We start from the raw sequence: 20,906 nt of genomic DNA, 5'->3' as shown, positions 1-20,906 counted from the left end.
ATGATATTTATGTTATGTGGCACTAGTGATGCCAGGGAATTAGCGCTGACTTTGGAGCGTAACGGGCTCTCACTACTGGCATCGGTCGTAACGCAAAGTGCAGCAGATCGGCTGGGCAATACCTCTTTTAAGACTCGGGTTGGCAGGCTGGATAAAGACAGTATGATCACGCTGCTGCAAGAAGGTAATTACCGCGCTGTAGTAGATGCGAGTCATCCCTTTGCGCTTGAGGCTCACGCTAATGCTATAGCGGCCGCGGCTGCAGTTGGTCTGCCCTACCTTCGGTATGAGCGGCGTAGTCTTTCCTATGACAGCCATCCACGGCTGATTATGACCTCTTCCTACGAGGAAGCCGCTCGTCAGGCTAAAGAGCTGAAAGGCGCGGTTATGCTGACAACGGGCGGCAAGACGCTGGAGATTTTTGCGGAGCAACTGCTGGGTGACCCTAATATTCGAATGATAGTCAGGCTGCTGCCCTGCCTGGAGAATATGGAGAAATGTGTGACTCTGGGCATCGAACAGCGGAATATTATAGCGATGCAGGGTCCTTTTTCACGGGAGCTGAACGAGGCGTTATATCGGCAGTACGGTATTCAAGTGATGATTACCAAGGAGAGCGGTGCGCAGGGATCTGTTGATGAGAAGCTGTATGCGGCACTCGAAATGGGTCTTTACGTTATTTTGATAACCCGACCAGTGGCACAGTTAAGCGTGGTCTATGACTCTATTGACGATATTATAGCTGCTTTAGATAGTGTAGGCGGAGAAAGCTTTTACAAGAAATGAGGAGCTTATATGGATTTTGGAACAGAATTTAAGCCGTTGACGGTGCAGCCGCAAGAAATAGAGGGTCTGAGCTTTCAGATGATTACTGCAGAGCTTGGGGTGCATGATTTCACTGCGCAGCAGTATCCGGTGGTGCAACGGATCATTCATGCTTCGGCTGATTTTGAGCTGGGACGCGGTCTCGTGTTTCATCCTCAGGCCATCGAAGCGGGTATTGCAGCTATTTTGGCGGGTAAGCCGATTGTTGCGGATGTGCGCATGATTGAAGCAGGGATCGCCAAGGCGCGCATTCACCAATACGGCGGAGATGTGAGAGTACATATTTCCGATCCGGATGTTATGGAGGAAGCTAAGGCACTTGGGGTTACACGCGCAATTATCGCTATGCGCAAAGCCTGCGCTGAAGCACCGGGTGGAATTTTTGTCATTGGAAATGCGCCTACTGCGCTGTTGGAACTGATCCGTCTGGTAAAAGAAGGCGCCGCCCAGCCCGGGCTCGTGATCGGCATGCCGGTTGGCTTCGTGTCTGCTGCGGAATCGAAGGATGAGCTGCGCAAGCTGGATATTCCCTATATCAGTAATATCGGTCGCAAAGGTGGCAGCACGGTTGTAGTTGCCGCCGTCAATGCCCTCAGCTTGCTCGCCGTCCGCCATGCCGCAGAACAACAATGATAAGTGGTTAGCCAAGCTGTCGGACCCAAAGACCAATTAGCAAAGGGGGATTGCGATGAGTAAGGAACCACTGGAACCTGAGAAGACAGATGTGCCACTACGCCGCGGCTACACCACTGGCGCTTGCGCTACCGCAGCCGCCAAAGGTGCGGCCATCCTGCTGCTCACAGGCAAGGCTCCGGAGACGACAGATGTGTATCTGCCCGCAGGCTTCAGCCATATCTTTCAGTTGGAAGGGTGGCAGTGCAACGGAGGGATTTCGGCAACGTGTGCTACGGTGAAGGATGCCGGAGACGACCCGGATGCAACGCATCAGGCTTGGATAGAAGCCACTGTTAGTTGGCGAGATGAACCTGGCATCGAGATTGACGGAGGCCGAGGGGTCGGACGGGTGACGAAGCCGGGGCTTCCGATACCGGTGGGGGAAGCGGCCATTAATCCTGTGCCGAGACGGATGATTGAAGAGGCCGTGTCTGAGGTGCTGGAGGAGCACGGCTCAGCAAGGGGAGTACGTGTAGTCATCAGCGTGCCGGAAGGTGAAGTCATTGCGCTCAAGACACTTAACGCCAGGCTTGGAATCCTGGGCGGCATCTCTATTCTGGGCACACGCGGCGTAGTGACTCCCTTCTCAACGGAGGCTTACAAAGCAAGTGTTAAGCAGGCGATCTCGGTCGCAGCCGCCTCCGGGAACAAGCAAATTATATTGACGACCGGCGGCAGCAGCGAAAAATATGCGATTGCGATGTACCCAGAGCTTCCGGAGGAAGCTTTTGTGCAGATGGGGGAATATGTTGGCTTCTCACTGGAACATGCCAAAGCCTATGGAATCACCAAGGTTACGCTCGTCGGCATGGCAGGCAAATACTCCAAAGTAGCACAGGGAGCCATGCTGATTCACTCCAAAAACGCTCCGGTCGATTTCAATTTTCTCGCACAGCTGGCCGTAGAGGCAGGAGCAGAGGAAGCAATGGTAGGAGAGGTTGCTGCTGCGAACACTGCTTCGCAGGTAGTTGATCTGATGACAGAGGCTGGAAACAGTGTTTTTTTTGAGCGGATCTGTCACCATGCCTGCAATCATTGCCTGAAGCATATTGGCGGACAAATGATCGTAGAGATGGTATTGATCACAATGAAGGGCCGAGTGCTGGGGAGGGCGGAGATCCGTGGGTAACGTAATTTATATCATCGGTATCGGTGAGGATGGAGCAGGCGGGCTGACACCACAAAGTCTGCGCAAGGTGCTGGAGAGCGAGGTACTGCTTGGCGGCGAGAGGCAGCTGGATTATTTCGGCCAATATGGCGGGGAAAAGATTGCTCTAAAAGGTGGCCTAAATCTCTTCGCGGACAGGCTGGCGGGACTGTGGAAAGAGCGGAAGACCGTTGTGCTGGCGTCTGGAGATCCGTTGTTTTACGGCATAGCCGGATATCTGGTCCGGAAATTCGGGGCGGAGCATGTCGAGGTTATTCCACATTACAGCAGCGTACAGCTGGCTTTTGCCCGGCTGGGGGACAGCTGGCAGGATGCCGAGTTAATAAGCCTGCATGGACGCCCGATGACCGGATTGGCGCAAAAAATTGACGGCAAGCACAAGGTTGCTCTGCTGACCGATGAAGAGAATAGTCCGGCACGTATAGCCGCTTATCTGATTGAGTTCGGGATGACGGAGTACGAGGCTTTTGTCTGTGAACGGCTAGGCGGGCCGGAGGAACGATGCCAGCTCTGGGAGCTGGAGCAACTGGAGCAGGCCGAGTTTGCAGCGCTTAATGTGGTTATTTTGCGGTGGAAGCCGGATGGTGGTCCAGGTTCAGGTTTAGTGAGTTCAAGATTAGGTTTGAGTTCACGGCGAGGGTTCGCCTATCCGGACGAAACATTTCAACAGCGGCGACCGGAAAAAGGCCTCATTACGAAGCGCGAAGTACGCGCCTTCGTATTGTCAGAGCTGAATCTGGCGGAGGACGCAGTCGTCTGGGATATCGGCTCCGGTTCAGGTGCAGTGGCGGCGGAATGTGCGCGGATCGCGCGTCGGGGCAGAGTCTATGCCCTTGAAAAAGGGGCGGAGAACCTGCCCAATATAGAAGCCAACCGGCGCAAATTCCGCGCCGATTTTACAATTATTCATGATAAGGCTCCGCAGGGCTTAGCGGTGTTGCCGGACCCGGACGCCGTATTTATTGGCGGCAGCGGCGGCGAACTGGCGGCGATTATAGCGCTGTGCGCAGCCCGCCTGCGTCCGGAGGGACGAATTGTGGTGGGAGCGATTACCATTGAGACCTTGCATGGAAGTATGGAGGCATTGCGCAACGCAGGGCTTAAGGTAGAAGTGACGATGCTGCAGGCTTCGCGCGGCAAGCCGATCCTGGGGATGACCCGGTTTGAGGGAATGAACCCGGTCTATGTGGTCAGCGGCCGGCGGGAGTAATGCTCTATCTTAGACGCTGCTAAGCTCAGCTGTACTTTGGACAATTTGAGCTTTACCATGGCCCAGGTGACTCCCTGACTCCCGGCATTAACAGGAAAAAATGCCGTTAAATCATATGATTATAGGAGTAATTCCTGTTTAACTATAATTACTGCTGTTATTTTTCTATATTTTCCGGAAATTAGCTTCCAAGAGCCGAATTAGAGGCAGCAAATGATGTTAATTAGTCTCCAAGTGAATTGTAGATCATATTAGCAGCAGTAACTGCCGTTAATTTTTTCTACTTCGACTAGACTTCTATATTACTTTTTTCTACTGTACATTCAGCAATGAGTGAGTATCGCTCCTGTTCGAGAGAATCATTATTTGGCTTTTATATAGATAGTTAATAGTTACTATGAGAATGGGAACGAGAGGGGCGAACTAACGATGAGAGGCAATGAACAGGAACTAGAAACACAATCCATAAACGAAGCAAGCGCTGCCCGAGGGGAGCTGAACGAAGTGGCAGTTCAAGCAGTGAACAGCCTCTATGCTGTTGAAGGAGGACTGCTGCTGGCGGAGGAAGTGCTTGAGCCAACGGTTTACGGTACGTTGTACGGAGTAGGCGTTGGTCCTGGTGATCCGGAACTGATCACGATTAAGGCTTGCCGTCTGCTGCGGGAATGTCCGGTGATTGCCTACCCTGCCACCAAAAAAGGGGGCAAATCCTACGCGCAGGAAATCGTGGACGTTTACGTGAATGCTGAAGAAAAGATTATGCTGGGACTCGTGTTCCCGATGACCAAAGACCCGGTGTTACTGGAGAACAGCTGGAATCGCACGGCAGAACTGTGCTGGAATGAATTGAAGCAGGGTAAGGATGTTGCTTTTGTAACGGAGGGTGATCCTAATCTGTACAGCACCTTTATTCATTTGGCCCGCTTGATGCAGGAGCTGCATCCAGGAGTGCCGATTGTGTCTATTCCCGGGATTTCTTCGGTATTAGGCGCTGCCGCCGCGCTGGAGCAGCCACTTGCGGATGGCAATCAGCGGGTGGGTATTATTCCGGCAACAGACGACCGCGAGGCGCTGAAGGAGGCGCTCTTGCATCACGATACTGTCGTGTTTCTGAAGGTGGCCAAGGTGCTGGATTTGGTGCTGGATGTGCTGGATGAACTGGGTCTCAGTGGAAAAGCGTCCGTCGTCACTAAAGTGACTTCTCCTTACGAAGCCGTTTGGCATGACGCGCGCGAGCTGCGCGGCAAGGAGCTGGAGTATTTGAGCTTGATGGTGGTGAGCAAATGACAAATGAACAAATGATCACTGAGCAACTGAGAACATTGGAATCGAAGGTGTATATTGTCGGTGCGGGTCCAGGTGATCCTGAGCTGATTACGGTAAAAGGCAGCCGCATCTTGCGCTCGGCAGATCTGGTGCTTTATGCGGATTCACTGGTCAGCGAGGAGCTGATCCGCAGTGCGAAACCGGGAGCTGAGGTGCTGCAAAGCTCAGGGTTGGATCTGGAGCGCCAAGTAGAGCTGATGGTAGCGGCAGTGCAAGCTGGCAAAAGCGTAGCCCGTGTCCATACTGGGGACCCCTCCATGTTCGGAGCCATTCTGGAGCAGATGTCACTGCTCAAGCTATGCGGCGTCAGCTACGAGATCGTGCCGGGGGTCAGCTCTGTTTTTGCCGCAGCGGCTGCGCTGGGTGCAGAACTGACCGTGCCGGACCTTACACAGACCGTCATTCTGACGCGTGCGGAAGGTCGTACGCCCGTGCCGGAGCGCGAGCAGCTGCGCCAGCTGGCCGCGCATCATTGCACAGTGGCGCTGTTTCTCAGCGCGTCACTGGCAGGTCACGTGACCGAAGAATTCCTCGCCGCAGGCTGGAATCCTGAGACGCCAGTGGCTGTGGTGAAGCGGGCCACATGGCCGGATCAGCAGATTCTGCGGACAACCGTGCAGAATCTGGAAGCTGACTTGCATCTTGCTGGTATCACGATGCATGCGATGATTCTCGCGGGCTGGGCACTTGATCCGCAGCTGGTTGATCGTGACCAGCATCGTTCGAAGCTCTACGATAAGAGCTTTACCCATGGCTGCAGGGAAGGAGTCGCTCCCCTTGACTAAGAGGTATGCGGCTGTAGCTATTACGAGAAACGGGATACAGCTGGCACGGCAACTGGGTGAGCGACTGGCTGGTACAGACGTATATGGCTACGCCAAATATAGCGAAGGTTTGGTCGAGAGTGAAGGCCAATATTTATTTGCGGAGCCGGTAAAAGAGCTGCTGCCGTCTTTGTTCAGCCGTTACGAGGGTGTAATTCTGTTCTTTTCGCTCGGTGCAGTCGTCCGCTTAATTGCCCCCTTGTTGCAGGATAAAAAAACCGATCCCGCCGTAATCGCCATCGACGAGCGTGGCGAGCATGTGATCAGCGTGTTGTCCGGTCATTTGGGCGGGGCCAATGCGCTATGTTTAACCATTGCCAAGCTACTCTGCAGCCATCCAGTGATTACAACGGCCTCTGATGTGCAAGGAACCTTTGCAGTGGATCTGCTTGGCCAAGCTTTTGCCTGGAGGGCGGACAGCTTTGACAATATGAAAAGCGTCAGCGCCGCTCTGGTGAACGGAGAACCTGTCGCCGTGCTGCAGGAGTGCGGCGAGCGTGGCTGGCTGCCCGTCGGAGCAACATTGCCGGAGCATGTGTGCCTCTGCAGCAGCGTTGCTGAACTGCTAGAGTCGCCTTTCAGCGCGGCGATCATCGTGACCGATCGCTTGCTGGAAGCGCCGGAAGAGTCGACGCTTCTGAGCCGGAGTGTCCTGTACCGCCCGCGCAGTCTGGTGCTCGGTCTAGGTTGCAACCGCGGCACTTCAGAGGCAGAGCTTGAAGCAGTGGTGAGAGACACGCTTAATGAGCTCAAGCTGTCATTGGCAAGTGTACGGAACATCGCTACGGCCCAGATCAAAGGCGATGAAGCCGGATTGCTGACCTTGTGCAGCAAGTACGGTTGGGAGCTTGCCTTGTATACACCTGAGCAGTTGAACACTATCCCCATCGCGAATCCCTCGGACACGGTATTCAGAGCTACTGGAGCCTATGGTGTATGCGAACCTGCGGCCTTGTTGTCCTCGGGAGCGGCAGACTGGTTGCTTCGTAAGAAGAAAAGCGGCAATGTGACGATCGCCGTTGCAAGAGTTCTTTTTGACGGAGTGGAGGAATCACTATGAATGAAGAACAGAAGGTTGAGCCAACCATGAAGCGGCGCAGCCGCTTTGTTGTAGCTGGTACAGGCAGCGGCTCGGGCAAAACTACAGTAACGCTCGGCCTGATGAGAGCTTTTGCACAGCGTGGGCTGAAGGTACAGGGCTTTAAATGCGGACCGGATTATATCGACCCGACCTATCATGCGGCTGTTACGGGATGTCCCTCCCATAACCTGGATTCGTGGATGACTTCCAATGATTATCTGATGGACCACTTTGTGCAGGCGTCAGAGGCGGCGGATTTATCAATTATTGAAGGGGTCATGGGGCTATATGATGGTAAAGAACCGCTGGGGCTTACAGGCTCAACCGCAGAAATCGCGATTCTGACAGATAGCCCTGTGCTGCTGGTCGTAGATGTGCGCAGTATGGGACGCAGCGCGGCGGCGATAGTGCTCGGCTTCCAGCAATTGGAGCCGAGAGTGCGAATTGCCGCAGTGATTGTTAACCGCTGCGGCAGTGCCAGCCACTACGAAACAGTGAAGGCGGCCATTGAGGAATCCTGCGGTATTCCGGTCATTGGCTGGCTACTACGGGATAACAGTCTTAGCATTCCGGAGCGGCATTTGGGCCTGCTACCTGCTATAGAACGGGGGGAGTTGGAGCCTTTATTTAACTACGCTGCTGAACGGGTAGCAGAGGGTACAGATCTGGATAGGCTGATGGCTATCGCTCAAGCTGCGACTCCACTCCAAAACCCGCCGGTAGAGCTAGGTCTGCTAGGTCAATCCATTCCAATCGACACCTCCCCAGTTATAGCCGTAGCCCGTGATGCTGCTTTTAATTTCTACTACACCGACAATCTGGAACTGCTGGTTCGGGCAGGCGCCCGCCTGATTGAGTTCAGCCCGCTTCGCGGCGAAGGTGTGCCGGAGCAAGCGGATGGGCTCTATCTGGGTGGGGGATTTCCAGAGGAATTCGCCTCCGTGATTTCCCGTAATTTGGCCTTTATGGAGGACTTGCGCGCGGCGGCGGACAATGGCATGCCACTTTATGCAGAATGTGGTGGCTACATGGTGCTGGCCCGTTCGCTTACCGATCGTGCTGGAAGGCAGCATGAGATGGCTGGAATCATACCCGCTCATACTGTTATGCTGGAACGCAGAGCGGCTCTAGGGTATAGAGAGGTTACTGCGCGTGAAGATAACCTTTTGCTGAAGCAGGGAGAAGGTTTACGGGGACATGAATTTCATTATTCGGTGATGAATTACGATAATACACAGCGCTCCTATGCTTACGACAGCAAAGGCCGGGGCGGAAGCCAGCCGGAGGGATATGTACGGGGGAACATTATGGCAGCGTATGCTCATATCCATCTCGCTTCTTATTTGCCGGCAGCCTCCCGGTTGGTAGAAGCCTGTCGATTATACCGCGAGCAGAGATTGCAGTGAGCGTCGAAAGACAGCTGCCGGAGCTTTCCGGTCGGGTGTTATATTTTACGGTGGTCTATCCACCCAAAAAATGATATCGTAAAGTAATGATTAAATAGCTTAATTGTCACTACAAAGCATGAATTTGGGAGGGATTGGCGCAATATGAAGCTTCTTGGAGCAATTGAAGCAGGAGGAACAAAGTTTGTCTGTGGTATTGGGAATGAGGACGGTACGATTATCGAGCGGATCAGCTTTCCGACGACGACCCCGGAAGAAACGATGGGGCAGGTACTTGACTATTTTTCCACCAAAAATGTTGAGGCAATTGGCCTAGGCGCCTTCGGACCGATTGATCCGGTTCTCGGCAGTCCTACTTATGGTTATATAACTACCACTCCGAAGCCGCATTGGGGTCAATATAACTTGGTGGGAACCGTTGCGGAGCATTTCAATGTTCCGATCGGGTTTGATACGGATGTCAACGGAGCAGCACTAGGCGAATATAAATGGGGAGCTGCCCAAGGTTTGGACAGCTGTCTGTATATAACGGTTGGCACGGGTATCGGAGCAGGTGCGGTGGTTGGTGGCAAGCTTGTCCATGGACTGTCCCATCCCGAGATGGGACATATTCTTGTGCGCCGTCATCCGGAAGATACATATGAAGGCTTTTGCCCTTATCATGGCGACTGTCTGGAAGGTCTTGCTGCAGGTCCGGCTATCGGCAAACGCTGGGGCACACCAGCCGGGGATCTTCCAATCGATCATCCGGCATGGGAGATGGAAGCGCACTATCTTGCGCACGCGCTGATGAATTATGTCTTAATTCTATCCCCGCAGAAGATCGTCATGGGTGGCGGTGTCATGAAGCAAAGCCAACTGTTTCCACTGATCCGCACCAAGCTGCAGGAGCTGCTTCAAGGCTATGTCCAGCACCCAGCGCTGAACAAAGACATTGATAGCTATGTTGTTCCACCACAGCTTGGAGATAATGCAGGGCTCACCGGAGCACTGGGTCTGGCTAAGCTGGCACTGGATAGAGAGTAGTCCAAAAAGAGATTGACTGTTACGCAATATATGGTATCCTAGGATTTAACAGTATAGCATTTTATGAGGAAGCACCTCTTTCACGTTAAGCGTGAGAGAGGTGCTTTTTTTGCGTTTTGGGTCTTGTCCAGCAATGAAATTCCCGAAGCGAGAGTCTCCCAGCCAAGCTGGCTATTGTGCTCACTGTACGTTGAGAAAGGTAGGGATTAATATGCAAATCGTATTTATGAACCGTTTGTCCAGAATGTCAGGGATAGATCAGGAGGTGTATGCCCAGCTTTGGATTGGTGAAGAAGAGGGGGTATGGAACCTGGGCTGGCGAGAATTCTCAGCAAATGGAGATAGTCCAGACAGTATATGGTATGAAGGCAGTTCATGGAATGAAATGCTCTGTGTATATAGGCATGAACTAGCCGTGAAGATGGGTGACGGCTACCGTCCCTTAATAGAGGGTGTATTTCATGAGGAAGAGAGCCTAACGAATCGTAATCAGGAGCAGCTAAAGCTCCAATATTACAGTGAACAGTATAGGAATGAGGCTGTTTATGAGGAACTGTGTGCCTGGCGTCGGGGGAAAGCTTCCAGTGAGCGCAAAGCACCTTATATTCTCGCGAGCAATCGATTACTGCGCTTGTTAAGCGCTTTTCTTCCGCATACACCGGAGGAACTGCTGCAAATTCCCGGTGTAGGTGAAGCAAAGGCTACACAGTTTGGAATGGATTGGCTGGCTATCCTATCCGCCGCACCGCGTGAACGGAATTTTCCGCTGAATTGGGTACAGGAAGTGATCCAGGAGGACTTATTCTCCTCTTGGCTGTATAAGCAGAAGGAGATTAAATATAAGAAGCAGCTGGAGCGACTGCGGCTGCATCGACTTCTGCTGCAGGGGATTGAAAGTGGATTGGGACTGGAGCAACTTAAAGGGGAGACTCAAGTGGGCCGCCGCGAATTGCTGGAAGCGGTGGAGGAGCTGGAGAAGGATGGTTATTCCGTTGATAAGCTCATTCGGCTTGAGCTGGAAGCCATGCCGCAACCTGAACAGGATGCGGTCTGGAAAGCTTATGGAGAGCTGGGAGATGTATTCCTGAAACCGGTACTGTATAAGGTTTATGGTGAGAATTTCACTGCTGCTGAAGGGCTTGATGGATACTATGAGCGTCTGCGGTTGATTCGCATCCGTTTCCGGCGCGAGCAAATTGCCAAACTAGGTCATGTCACTAATTTTTAACGGCCAATTATCAAGTGTATATTGCTGTCTTTAAGTCGGGGTTAACCTTGTGGCGGTTTAGGAGAAATTGGAACTTTGCGGTAATATATATAATGAGTATTGGATTATATAATCGTTCCAATGACCGCCATACAAAGGAGAGGTAAACATGATTGTAACTCTGACTGTTAATCCTAGTGTTGATGCAAGTACAAGCATTAATCAGGTTGTCCCAGACCATAAATTACGCTGTCGTGAAGCGTCCTATAAGCCGGGCGGAGGTGGAGTTAATGTATCTCGGGCGATCCATCGTTTAGGTGGGGATTCCTTAGCTCTATATACATCGGGGGGATTACATGGACAGCTGCTTCATCATATGCTTGAACAAGAGGGTGTAAATCATCAGTCTATCCCGATTGATGGGCAGACCCGGGAGAATCTGATCGTGCTTGAGGAATCAACTGGCCAGCAGTTCAGGTTTGATATGCCAGGACCGCTCTTTCTAGAGGGGGATTGGATACGTTGTATTGAACAATTAAAGGCGCTGACTTTTACGCCTACATATATCGTGGCAAGCGGCAGTCTGCCTACGGGCTGTCCAACAGATTTCTATGCCCGCGTAGTTGCTGTTGCCAAGCAATGGAATGCCCGGGTGATTGTTGATACTTCAGGGGAGGCGCTGCAGCTGGCTGCAGATGCAGGTGTATATTTATTGAAGCCTAATGCGCGTGAACTTGAAGAACTGAGCGGCCAAGCCATAACCAATGATGAAGAATTGAAAGCGGCGGCATTGAAGCTTATTGATGAAGGACGGACCGAAGTGGTTGTCGTGTCTTTAGGTGGTGAAGGAGCCATGCTGATTTCTAAAGAGGGCTGCGAGCACCTGAAGGCCCCTGATATTTCCGTTGTAAGCGTGGTCGGTGCAGGTGACAGCTTGGTGGGTGGAGTTGTCTATAGTTTGGAATTAGGCAAACCTTTGCGCGAAGCGGTGCAGTTTGGAATCGCCGCCGGAGCTGCGGCAGTCATGAACCCGGAGCGGGAGCTGTGCAAACGGGAAGACACGGAGAGATTATTCAAGAGTATGGTGACTGAAATTAGTAAAGGATAAACCAAAAAGACGAAGGCTTCCTATACCTTGGGGTATCGGGGGCCTTCGTCTTTCTTAAAATATAAGAATTTATATGCTTCACGCAATAATTTATCCTTATATTTCTCGAAGAAACGGGGCCGTCCATATAAAGGACGGCGAAGCCGTTTCATCTTGTTCGTCCGTTATCCTTCATAGCCATTCTTTCTTGCGGAAGACAACAAGCATTCCACAGCCTAACGTCACCATGGCACCAATAACGCCGTAGTAACCATATCTTGTATGAATCTCGGGAATATTTTCAAAGTTCATGCCGTAGATTCCGGTAATCACAGTCAGCGGCATAAATATTGTTGTAATCGCCGTAAATACTCTCATAATTTCATTGGCGCGGTTGGCGATACTGGATTGATAGGCCTCACGTAAGTTGCCCATGAGATCGCGGTAGGTCTCAAAAGTTTCAGATATTTTAACTGCATTCTCATAAATATCGCTGAAATACTTCTGCAACTGGTCATCGATCAGGCGGAGGTCTTTTTTGTTGAGGGTGTTGATAACCTCTTTCTGCGGACCCAGCATCTTCTTCAGCCATAGAATCTCACTTCGTAGGCCGATAATTTCGCTGAGATGCGATTTCTTGGTATGCATGAGAATATCTTCTTCAAGTTTCTCTATCCGGACTTCAATCCGGTCGCCAACAGTGAAATAATTATCAACAACAAGGTCGATCAGCAGATACATGAACCGATCCGGCTCGCTGACCTCCTGTTCCCATAGGATAGGCTTTAGGACGCGCAATTCATTGATTTTTTGTTTGGTCACGGTGATGATGAAATGTCTGCCGAGAAAGATGTTGAGCGCCCGCAGGAAGATTTCTTCATCATCAAAACGGATGCTGTTCACTACAATGAAATAGTGACTTTCATAAATTTCGATCTTCGGACGTTGATCCTCTTCACTGAGGCAATCCTCAACGGCAAGATCATGCAGATTGAATAAGGGCTGAATCAGCATTAAATCCTCTTCGTCTGCATCAATCCAATAGAATCCTTCTGTAGGGGGAGTAATAGTCTGTGTAATATCGTCAATATTCGTAAAAACCCCTGCATTTACCAGCCGGATTTTCATCTGATTCCACTCCTTCTATCCCTGATCTTCTTCAGGGAAATGCTAATTACAGCACAGAGAAAAAATCAGCTTGGCCGGGGTCATTATCTATGCACAAGGCCAAATGACGGTTCGAGAGCATGAAGAAGAGATGCTCCCGCCGCGGGCAAGCTGATCATAATCCTGTCTGGTTGCTCATTCTGTACACTTAACTGCGAACCTGGGTCGCCATCCATCCTTCTTCTCACCTCTTCTTTTCGTCATTTAGGGGATGAAACACTTGTCTAGTATAACGCCGAGGTATGCCTCTTTCAAGGAAAATTCTTGTCATTTTCAGCACCCTTAAGCATTGTATGGACTTGACGAAAAGGAGGTTCATGATTTAAAGTGAATTTTAAGAAATTAATTGAATACAGCTTAATCTTATCAAGAGCAGGTGGAGGGACTAGCCCGATGAAACCCGGCAACCGGCGTGTAAACGCACGGTGCTAATTCTTGCGGAAGCTTTGCTGGCGTTTTCTTCGCCAAAGCAGAGGTTATCTGGCAGATGAGAGAGGCGCATATGACTGTAGCTATATGACCTTTCTCGTCCCGAGAAGGGTCTTTTTTGTATTGTTTTATCCTCAAGCCGCCTAGCGGTAACCAAAAATTCAGCCAAGGAGTGAAACGTCAATGCCGATCAAAATTCCTGACAGCTTACCGGCAAAAGAAATATTATCCGGAGAAAATATTTTTGTGATGGATGAAAGCCTGGCTTATCATCAGGATATACGTCCATTAAGGATTGCCATATTAAATTTAATGCCCACCAAGGAAACTACGGAAACCCAATTGCTGCGCTTAATCGGGAACTCACCGCTTCAGGTGGATGTTATACTGCTGCATCCCAGCTCCCATACCTCGAAGAATACATCGGCAGAGCATCTGAAGAGCTTTTATAAAACCTTTGACGAAATCAGCCATCGCCGCTTGGATGGACTCATCGTTACGGGCGCTCCGGTGGAACAGATGGAGTTCGAGGATGTTACGTATTGGGAAGAACTGAAAGAGATTTTTGAGTGGAGCAAACAGAATGTTACTTCGACCATGCATATCTGTTGGGCTGCACAGGCAGGATTATACCATCACTTTGGAGTGCGCAAGGAAATCCTGCCCGAGAAGTGCTTCGGCGTGTTTCCGCATACCTTGGGTGATAACAACTTTAAGCTGCTCCGCGGCTTTGATGAAGTGTTCCATGTTCCTCATTCAAGACATACCGATGTCTGCCGTGCAGATATTGAAGCAAATCCGAACCTGCAGATTCTGGCCGAGTCGGAGGAAGCTGGTGTTTATCTGGTGGCAACTGCGGATGGAAAGCAAATTTTTGCTACCGGTCACTCCGAGTATGATCCCTTCTCCCTGAAGTGGGAATATGACCGGGACATCGCCAAAGGACTAGAAGTGCCATTACCGAAGCATTACTACCCTAAGGATGATCCAGCCCGAACTCCCCCTGCCATCTGGCGCGCGCATGCTAACTTATTGTTCTCTAATTGGCTGAATTACTATGTATATCAGGAGACCCCTTACGATATTGGTCCGATTATTTGAATTTATTATAGGAGGCTTACAGAATGGACGACAAACTCAGGATTGAAAGCAGACTGGCGCAAATCGGTTCACAGGAAGACCCGGCAACAGGAGCCGTTAATTTCCCCATTTATCAGTCAACGGCATTTCGGCATCCGCGGTTAGGACAAAGTACAGGGTTCGACTATATTCGCACCAAAAATCCAACCCGTTCCGTGCTGGAGAATGCCGCAGCTGAGCTGGAATCTGGCGACGTTGGCTTTGCCTGCAGCTCCGGTATGGCTGCGTTATCGACAGTCTTTTCTTTATTCGGACAAGGCGACCATTTGGTTGTTTCCCTTGATCTGTATGGGGGTACCTACCGGATGCTGGAACGGATATTGTCCAAGTACGGAATCACTGCCTCCTACGTGGATACCAATGATCTGGAGGCGTTAGAAGCTACACGCCGCCCCAATACCAAAGCAGTATTTATCGAAACACCGACGAACCCGTTGATGATGATTACGGATATTCAGGCTGTGTGTACATGGGCCCGCCAGCATCATATGCTCACGATTGTCGACAATACGCTGCTCACTCCATTCTTTCAACGGCCGTTAGAGTTGGGTGCGGACATTGTTGTCCATAGTGCGACTAAATATTTGGGCGGACATAACGATGTGCTGGCAGGGCTTATCGTAACCAAAGGGAGCGAATTATCAACGGAAATGGCAATGCTGCACAATTCCATTGGCGCTGTACTGGGACCTACTGACTGCTATCAGCTCATGAGAGGCATGAAGACACTGGCGCTGCGGATGGAGCGGCATGAGAGCAATGCGCTGGCATTAGCTGACTATCTGCTCCATCACGAGGCAATAGCAGAAGTATTCCATCCGGGACTGCCGGATCACCCCGGCTACGAGATTCAGAATCGCCAGTCTTCGGGCAACACCGGTATTTTCTCCTTTAAGGTAAAAGATGCCAAATACGTTGAGCCGCTGCTTCGCCATATCCGTCTGATTGCCTTCGCCGAGAGCCTTGGCGGTGTGGAATCGCTTATGACCTATCCGGCCGTGCAGACTCATGCTGATATTCCCGTGGAAATTCGCGATGCGGTCGGTGTGGATGATCGCCTGCTGCGCTTCTCCGTCGGCATTGAACATGCCAGCGATTTGATCGCTGATCTTGGAAATGCACTGGAAGCAGCCCGGATCGAGCTTGAGGAAGGTATAACTCTAGGAGGTCAGCAAGGATCTGATCGCTGATCTGGAGCAAGCCTTGGTGGGAGCTTGCGTCAAGTTGTAAATTATTTTTCAAGCCGCCCAGATTGTGATACGATGAAGAACGAACTTGTTCATAAGTTGTACAAATTTAATCAATCTGCCATACAGTTATGGGCTTAGAGGGAGGCTGCAAACGATGAGTGCGATAGACCTTATTCTGGAGAAGACGCTGAAGGGTGAACGTCTGCAATTGGAAGACACTGTCAGACTATTCGAGAGCAATGAAATTGAGAAGATGGGCGCAGCTGCGAATACAATTATGGAGCGCTGGCATCCGGACCCAGTGACTACGTTTGTAATCGGCCGCAATATTAACTATACGAATGTTTGCGATGTGTATTGTCGCTTTTGTGCGTTCTACCGCGCACCAGGATCGGCTGAGGGGTATGTACTTCCGGATGAGACCATTTTTCAGAAAATCTCTGATACGATTGCTGTCAATGGTACGGAAATCCTGATGCAGGGCGGCACCAATCCGAATCTGCCATTTAGCTACTATACGGATTTGCTGCGTGGAATTAAGCAGCGGTTCCCTGAGATTACAATGCATTCCTTCTCTCCTGCCGAGATTATGAAGATGAAGGAAGTATCCGGATTAAGCCTTGAAGAGGTAGTACGGGAGATTCATGCTGCCGGTCTGGATTCTCTGCCGGGAGGTGGTGCGGAAATTCTTGATGACCGGACCCGCCGCAAGATCAGTCGTCTCAAGGGCACTTGGCGTGAGTGGATGGATGTCATGCAAACGGCGCATAAAATAGGGATGAATACGACGGCAACAATGGTAATTGGTTTAGGTGAGAGCATGGAGGAACGAGCGCTGCATTTACTGCGTGTACGCGAGGCGCAGGATGAGTGTATTGCCAATAAATATGACTCCGAAGGCTTTCTGGCCTTCATTTCGTGGACGTTCCAGCCAGATAATACTAACCTGAAACTGGACAGACAAACGCCTGAAGAGTATTTGAAGACCGTTGCGATTAGTCGGCTGGTGTTGGATAACATTAAGAACTTCCAGTCCTCTTGGGTAACGATGGGCCCAGATGTCGGCAAGCTCTCCCTTCAATACGGCTGCAACGATTTCGGCAGCACGATGATTGAAGAGAATGTAGTCTCTTCAGCGGGTGCCGTTTATAAAGTTAACATCGAATCCATTACTCAGTTGATCCGTGAAGCTGGCAAAATCCCGGCACAGCGCAACACGCGCTACGATATTCTGCGGGTATTCGATGATGCCAACGCCAAGATTGATAATGATTTTGTGATGCAGAACTAACTTAGGCATAAATATAACCTTCATAACGGTTGGGAAACCAGTTAATCACATTCTTTTTCGTGTGATTAACTGTTTTTTTTGTTTTCTGTAGATTTAAATGGTTTACATTTTAATCCATAAGTGATATCATAATCATATCAAAACTATATCTTCTTGGGGGAGTATTTTATGAAGGAGAAAACGCTGCATCCGGTTAGTGGTTTCTGGGTCATTGCTTTAATTGCTGTCTGTTTGGCGGGAGGGATTTACGGTGCTGTTCAGGAGTATATTACGGTTCCTGTCATCCTATTCGTATTAGCTGCAGTGCTGTTAACCAGCATAACTGTTGTGCAGCCCAATAAGTCAGTCGTGGTGACTTTTTTTGGCCAATATGTGGGGACGATCGTGAGAAGCGGGCTATTTGCAGTTATTCCATTTAGTATTCGTAAAACAGTCTCACTTAGAGTACGTAACTTTAACAGCGCCATGCTGAAGGTCAACGATGTTGAAGGTAATCCGGTTGAAATTGCTGCAGTTATCGTATTTAAAGTCATTAATTCAGCTAAAGCATTGTTCGATGTAGATAAATATATGGCTTTTGTAGAGATCCAGAGTGAGACAGCACTTCGCCATGTAGCTAGTAAGTATCCATACGATAACTTCAATGAAACAGGTATGTCTCTGCGGGCCAATGCCGATGAAATTGCTAAAGAACTGGCAGGAGAGTTGCAGGAACGGTTGTCGTTATCCGGTGTAGAAGTTATTGAAGCACGGCTCACACATCTGGCCTATGCGACTGAAATCGCCAGCACTATGCTGCAGCGCCAACAGGCATCTGCCATTCTGGCTGCTCGGCAGATTATCGTGGAGGGTGCTGTTGGGATGGTGGATATGGCCATCAAGAAGCTCAAATCAGATGGCATAGTAGAGTTGGACGAAGAACGCAAAGCGGCGATGATCAACAATCTGATGGTAGCTATTGTGTCGGAACGCGGAGCGAGTCCGGTGATCAACGCCGGATCGTTGTACTAAAGGAGGTGCATCATGGCGGCCAAAAAAAGCTTTCCGTTGCGGATCGATCCCGAGCTGCACGAAGCGCTGGAGCGTTGGGCAGGAGATGAATTACGCAGCGTAAACGGACATATTGAGTATTTGCTGCGTGAATCTTTGAAGCGCGCAGGCCGCTTGCCTGAAAGAAAACGTCAGGAAGAGTAGCTTATATCTATAATTTCGACATTTCGGGCTACCTTCCGACTTGACTAAGCAGAGAGTACAGACTTATAATTACCGTAATTCACGTTAATAGCTTCGACAAAGAAATGAGTCGATCGTTCAGGACCGTTCAGAGAGAGGAAACGCAGGCTGTAATTTCCTCCGGTACCGGCTTTTGATTTACCCCTTTGTAGCTGCGGTTATGAAATCCTCAAGTGGGATAGTAAGAACCGCCGGTTCATGGCCGTTATTCCCATGCTTAAGAAGGATTTATCTCTGGTGTTGCTTTTTAGCGGAGCAGAGAGAATCGAATTTGGGTGGAACCACGGGTGCAATCACTCGTCCCTTTGCGGGACGGGTGTTTTTTGTATGTGTGGATATTTCCGTTCCGCAAGCAGTAAGCGGCCGATTGGTATAGGCTAACCAAACTTTGAGGAGTGAAACATAATGACAGTTAGTATTAAGCTTCCGGACGGCTCAGTCCGGGAATACGCAGATGGCAGCAGCATTGATGATGTAGCCGCTTCTATCAGCAGTGGACTCCGCAAGAATGCAGCGGCAGGCAAATTAAACGGGATCGTCGTGGATTTGTCAACTCCACTAGAAGAGGGCGCACTGGTAGAAATCGTGATTTTGGATTCGCCAGAAGGTCTGGAAGTTATGCGTCACAGTACAGCTCATTTGATGGCCCAGGCGGTTAGACGGCTGTTCGGGACCAAAGAGGTTAAGCTCGGCGTGGGTCCGGTGATAGAAGATGGCTTCTTCTACGATATGGATCTGGAGCATCCGCTGAATCCGGAAGATCTGCTGAAGATCGAGAAGGAAATGGAACGTATTGTATCCGAGAATCTACCGATCGTACGTAAAGAAGTTAGCCGCAAGGAAGCTTTGGACATTTTCGGCGAACTGGGAGATCCCTATAAGCTGGAACTAATCGAGGGACTGTCTGAGGAGAGCGTGATCACTATTTATGAGCAGGGTGAGTTCTTTGACCTGTGCCGTGGTCCGCATCTGCCTTCTACTTCCAAGATCAAAGTGTTCAAGCTGATGAGTGTAGCGGGTGCTTACTGGCGCGGCGACAGCAAGAACAAGATGATGCAACGGATATACGGCACTGCCTGGTTCAAAAAAGCACAGTTGGAGGAGCATCTTCGTCTGCTTGAAGAAGCGAAGAAACGCGATCACCGCAAGCTGGGCAAAGAACTGGAAATCTTTACTTTTAATAATCTGGTCGGACAAGGGCTTCCGATTTGGCTGCCAAAGGGTGCTAAAGTGCGTAGTATTCTGGAGCGCTATATCGTCGATCTCGAAGCCAGCCTGGGTTATCAACATGTCTATACTCCGGTGCTTGGAAACGTAGAACTCTATAAGACTTCAGGACACTGGGAGCATTACCAAGAGGATATGTTTCCAAAGATGACCATTGATAATGAGGAGTTTGTGCTTCGTCCGATGAACTGCCCTCATCATATGATGATTTATAAGAGCTCCATGCACAGCTACCGTGATCTGCCGATCCGGATTGCCGAGCTTGGTATTCAACACCGTTATGAAATGTCCGGAGCCTTGACTGGCCTGCACCGTGTCCGCTCCATGACATTGAACGATGCACATATTTTCTGTCGACTGGATCAAATCAAGGGCGAATTCACCCGTGTAATTGAGTTGATCAAGCAGGTCTACAGTGACTTTGGTATTCATGATTACCGCTTCCGTTTATCGTACCGTGATCCTAAGGATACCGAAAAATACTACCAGAACGATGAGATGTGGGAGACTGCACAACGGATGCTGCGTGAGGTTGTAGAGGAAGCCGGTTTACCATTCTATGAGGCTGAAGGCGAAGCAGCCTTCTACGGACCGAAGCTGGATGTACAGATCAAGACTGTACTGGGCAAGGAAGAAACTTTATCTACTGCGCAGATTGACTTCCTGCTGCCAGAACGCTTTGATCTTGAATATGTAGGTGATGACGGTCAAAAACATCGTCCGGTCGTGCTGCATCGCGGTATTCTGGGAACTATGGAACGTTTCGTAGCCTTTTTGCTGGAGAACTTTGCCGGCGCATTACCGCTTTGGTTGTCTCCACAACAGGTCAAGGTTATTCCGGTCTCTACAGCTTTTGATGATTATGCGAATGAAGTTACCGACAAGCTGCGCCGCCGCGGAATTTCTGCTGAAGCGGATCTGCGCAATGAGAAGCTGGGCTACAAGATTCGTGAAGCACAGCTGGAGAAGCTGCCTTACATGTTCGTAATCGGTGAGAACGAGCAAAATGCCGGAACGGTGTCTATCCGCAAGCGCGGTGAAGGTGATCTTGGAGCTAAACCGCTTGATGAAGTCATTGAGTCACTAGCTCTGGAAATTGCCAATCGCGTAATCTCTTAAACTATTTTTAACAGCCTCTGTCTTATACCCATGAAGATTTTTTACTAGTCTTCATGTATAAAATTTTGTGAAATGGGAAACCTTCGCTAGTAGGGGGAGGATTATCACATGAACAAAATGGGTATAAGCCAGAGGTTTTGGTGTCTTATCGTAACATTTGCACTTCTGCTGTCGGTAGCCGGTGTATATCCGGATTCTGAACACAAAGCAGCTGAGGCCAATGGAGCGGGAGACACTTCCAAGCAACTGAGCAATAACATAACGCAATCGGAGTC

The 20,906-nt window shown here is 50.1% G+C and carries 18 protein-coding genes and 1 riboswitch; of the genes, 17 read left to right on the top strand and 1 reads right to left on the bottom strand.

Annotated elements, in window-relative coordinates; genetic code table 11:
- The 11 genes from cobK to GJB61_RS23020 all read left to right on the top strand — a co-directional run bounded on the left by cobK (position 1) and on the right by GJB61_RS23020 (position 11,856).
- Complete coding sequence (gene cobK / locus GJB61_RS23070) at positions 1 to 786, top strand: precorrin-6A reductase (RefSeq protein ID WP_154121387.1); 786 nt, start codon at positions 1 to 3, stop codon at positions 784 to 786.
- Positions 787 to 795: 9 nt separating this feature from the next.
- On the top strand, positions 796 to 1,458 hold the full coding sequence (locus GJB61_RS23065; protein ID WP_154121386.1) for a precorrin-8X methylmutase: 663 nt from the start codon (positions 796 to 798) through the stop codon (positions 1,456 to 1,458).
- Positions 1,459 to 1,513: 55 nt separating this feature from the next.
- Positions 1,514 to 2,629 carry a cobalt-precorrin-5B (C(1))-methyltransferase gene (locus GJB61_RS23060; protein WP_154121385.1) on the top strand — a complete coding sequence of 372 codons (1,116 nt, stop codon included), beginning with the start codon at positions 1,514 to 1,516 and terminating at the stop codon, positions 2,627 to 2,629.
- Positions 2,622 to 3,878, top strand: a complete 1,257-nt coding sequence (gene cbiE, locus GJB61_RS23055) for a precorrin-6y C5,15-methyltransferase (decarboxylating) subunit CbiE (protein ID WP_338116053.1) — start codon at positions 2,622 to 2,624, stop codon at positions 3,876 to 3,878. Before GJB61_RS23060 ends, cbiE begins: the two co-directional genes overlap by 8 nt.
- A gap of 429 nt (positions 3,879 to 4,307) precedes the next feature.
- Positions 4,308 to 5,165, top strand: coding sequence for a precorrin-2 C(20)-methyltransferase (gene cobI / locus GJB61_RS23050; RefSeq protein ID WP_229522370.1), 858 nt, complete (start codon positions 4,308 to 4,310; stop codon positions 5,163 to 5,165).
- Positions 5,162 to 5,989 carry a precorrin-4 C(11)-methyltransferase gene (cobM, locus tag GJB61_RS23045; protein ID WP_229522368.1) on the top strand — a complete coding sequence of 276 codons (828 nt, stop codon included), beginning with the start codon at positions 5,162 to 5,164 and terminating at the stop codon, positions 5,987 to 5,989. Before cobI ends, cobM begins: the two co-directional genes overlap by 4 nt.
- A complete protein-coding gene (locus GJB61_RS23040) occupies positions 5,982 to 7,088 on the top strand; it encodes a cobalt-precorrin 5A hydrolase (protein WP_154121384.1) in 1,107 nt (368 codons plus the stop codon). Before cobM ends, GJB61_RS23040 begins: the two co-directional genes overlap by 8 nt.
- On the top strand, positions 7,085 to 8,515 hold the full coding sequence (locus GJB61_RS23035) for a cobyrinic acid a,c-diamide synthase CobB (protein WP_154121383.1): 1,431 nt from the start codon (positions 7,085 to 7,087) through the stop codon (positions 8,513 to 8,515). The genes GJB61_RS23040 and GJB61_RS23035 overlap by 4 nt, the downstream gene beginning before the upstream one ends.
- 144 nt (positions 8,516 to 8,659) lie before the next feature.
- Positions 8,660 to 9,541: an ROK family protein gene (locus GJB61_RS23030; RefSeq protein WP_154121382.1), complete on the top strand. Its 882-nt coding sequence runs from the start codon at positions 8,660 to 8,662 to the stop codon at positions 9,539 to 9,541.
- Positions 9,542 to 9,752: 211 nt separating this feature from the next.
- Entirely contained in the window at positions 9,753 to 10,769 is a 1,017-nt protein-coding gene (locus GJB61_RS23025; RefSeq protein ID WP_154121381.1) for an HRDC domain-containing protein, read from the top strand.
- Between the two features lie 148 nt (positions 10,770 to 10,917).
- The gene (locus GJB61_RS23020; protein ID WP_154121380.1) at positions 10,918 to 11,856 is read left to right on the top strand and encodes a 1-phosphofructokinase family hexose kinase; all 939 of its coding nucleotides are present in this window, start codon (positions 10,918 to 10,920) and stop codon (positions 11,854 to 11,856) included.
- Positions 11,857 to 12,027: 171 nt separating this feature from the next.
- Here GJB61_RS23020 and corA read toward each other — a convergent pair whose 3' ends face one another.
- Entirely contained in the window at positions 12,028 to 12,963 is a 936-nt protein-coding gene (gene corA, locus GJB61_RS23015) for a magnesium/cobalt transporter CorA (protein ID WP_154121379.1), read from the bottom strand.
- 399 nt (positions 12,964 to 13,362) lie between these two features.
- Positions 13,363 to 13,496: riboswitch (SAM riboswitch) on the top strand.
- A 118-nt stretch (positions 13,497 to 13,614) separates the two neighbouring features.
- Between corA and metA the strand changes: the two genes are divergently transcribed.
- From metA to thrS, 6 genes are all read left to right on the top strand, one after another.
- Positions 13,615 to 14,532 carry a homoserine O-acetyltransferase MetA gene (gene metA, locus GJB61_RS23010; RefSeq protein WP_154121378.1) on the top strand — a complete coding sequence of 306 codons (918 nt, stop codon included), beginning with the start codon at positions 13,615 to 13,617 and terminating at the stop codon, positions 14,530 to 14,532.
- 23 nt (positions 14,533 to 14,555) lie between these two features.
- Complete coding sequence (locus GJB61_RS23005; RefSeq protein WP_154121377.1) at positions 14,556 to 15,761, top strand: aminotransferase class I/II-fold pyridoxal phosphate-dependent enzyme; 1,206 nt, start codon at positions 14,556 to 14,558, stop codon at positions 15,759 to 15,761.
- Between the two features lie 154 nt (positions 15,762 to 15,915).
- A complete protein-coding gene (gene mqnC, locus GJB61_RS23000) occupies positions 15,916 to 17,052 on the top strand; it encodes a cyclic dehypoxanthinyl futalosine synthase (protein WP_154121376.1) in 1,137 nt (378 codons plus the stop codon).
- A 168-nt stretch (positions 17,053 to 17,220) separates the two neighbouring features.
- Positions 17,221 to 18,063, top strand: coding sequence for an SPFH domain-containing protein (locus GJB61_RS22995; protein ID WP_154121375.1), 843 nt, complete (start codon positions 17,221 to 17,223; stop codon positions 18,061 to 18,063).
- A 12-nt stretch (positions 18,064 to 18,075) separates the two neighbouring features.
- On the top strand, positions 18,076 to 18,246 hold the full coding sequence (locus GJB61_RS22990) for a type II toxin-antitoxin system antitoxin (RefSeq protein ID WP_154121374.1): 171 nt from the start codon (positions 18,076 to 18,078) through the stop codon (positions 18,244 to 18,246).
- A gap of 444 nt (positions 18,247 to 18,690) precedes the next feature.
- A complete protein-coding gene (thrS, locus tag GJB61_RS22985; protein WP_154121373.1) occupies positions 18,691 to 20,631 on the top strand; it encodes a threonine--tRNA ligase in 1,941 nt (646 codons plus the stop codon).
- Positions 20,632 to 20,906 lie beyond the last annotated feature (275 nt).

The sequence above is a fragment of the Paenibacillus monticola genome (genome assembly GCF_009664975.1).
In the GTDB taxonomy this organism is placed as follows: domain Bacteria; phylum Bacillota; class Bacilli; order Paenibacillales; family Paenibacillaceae; genus Paenibacillus_AQ; species Paenibacillus_AQ monticola.
Note: the sequence above shows the minus strand (reverse complement) of the source record. Positions and strands in the feature narration are given on the sequence as shown.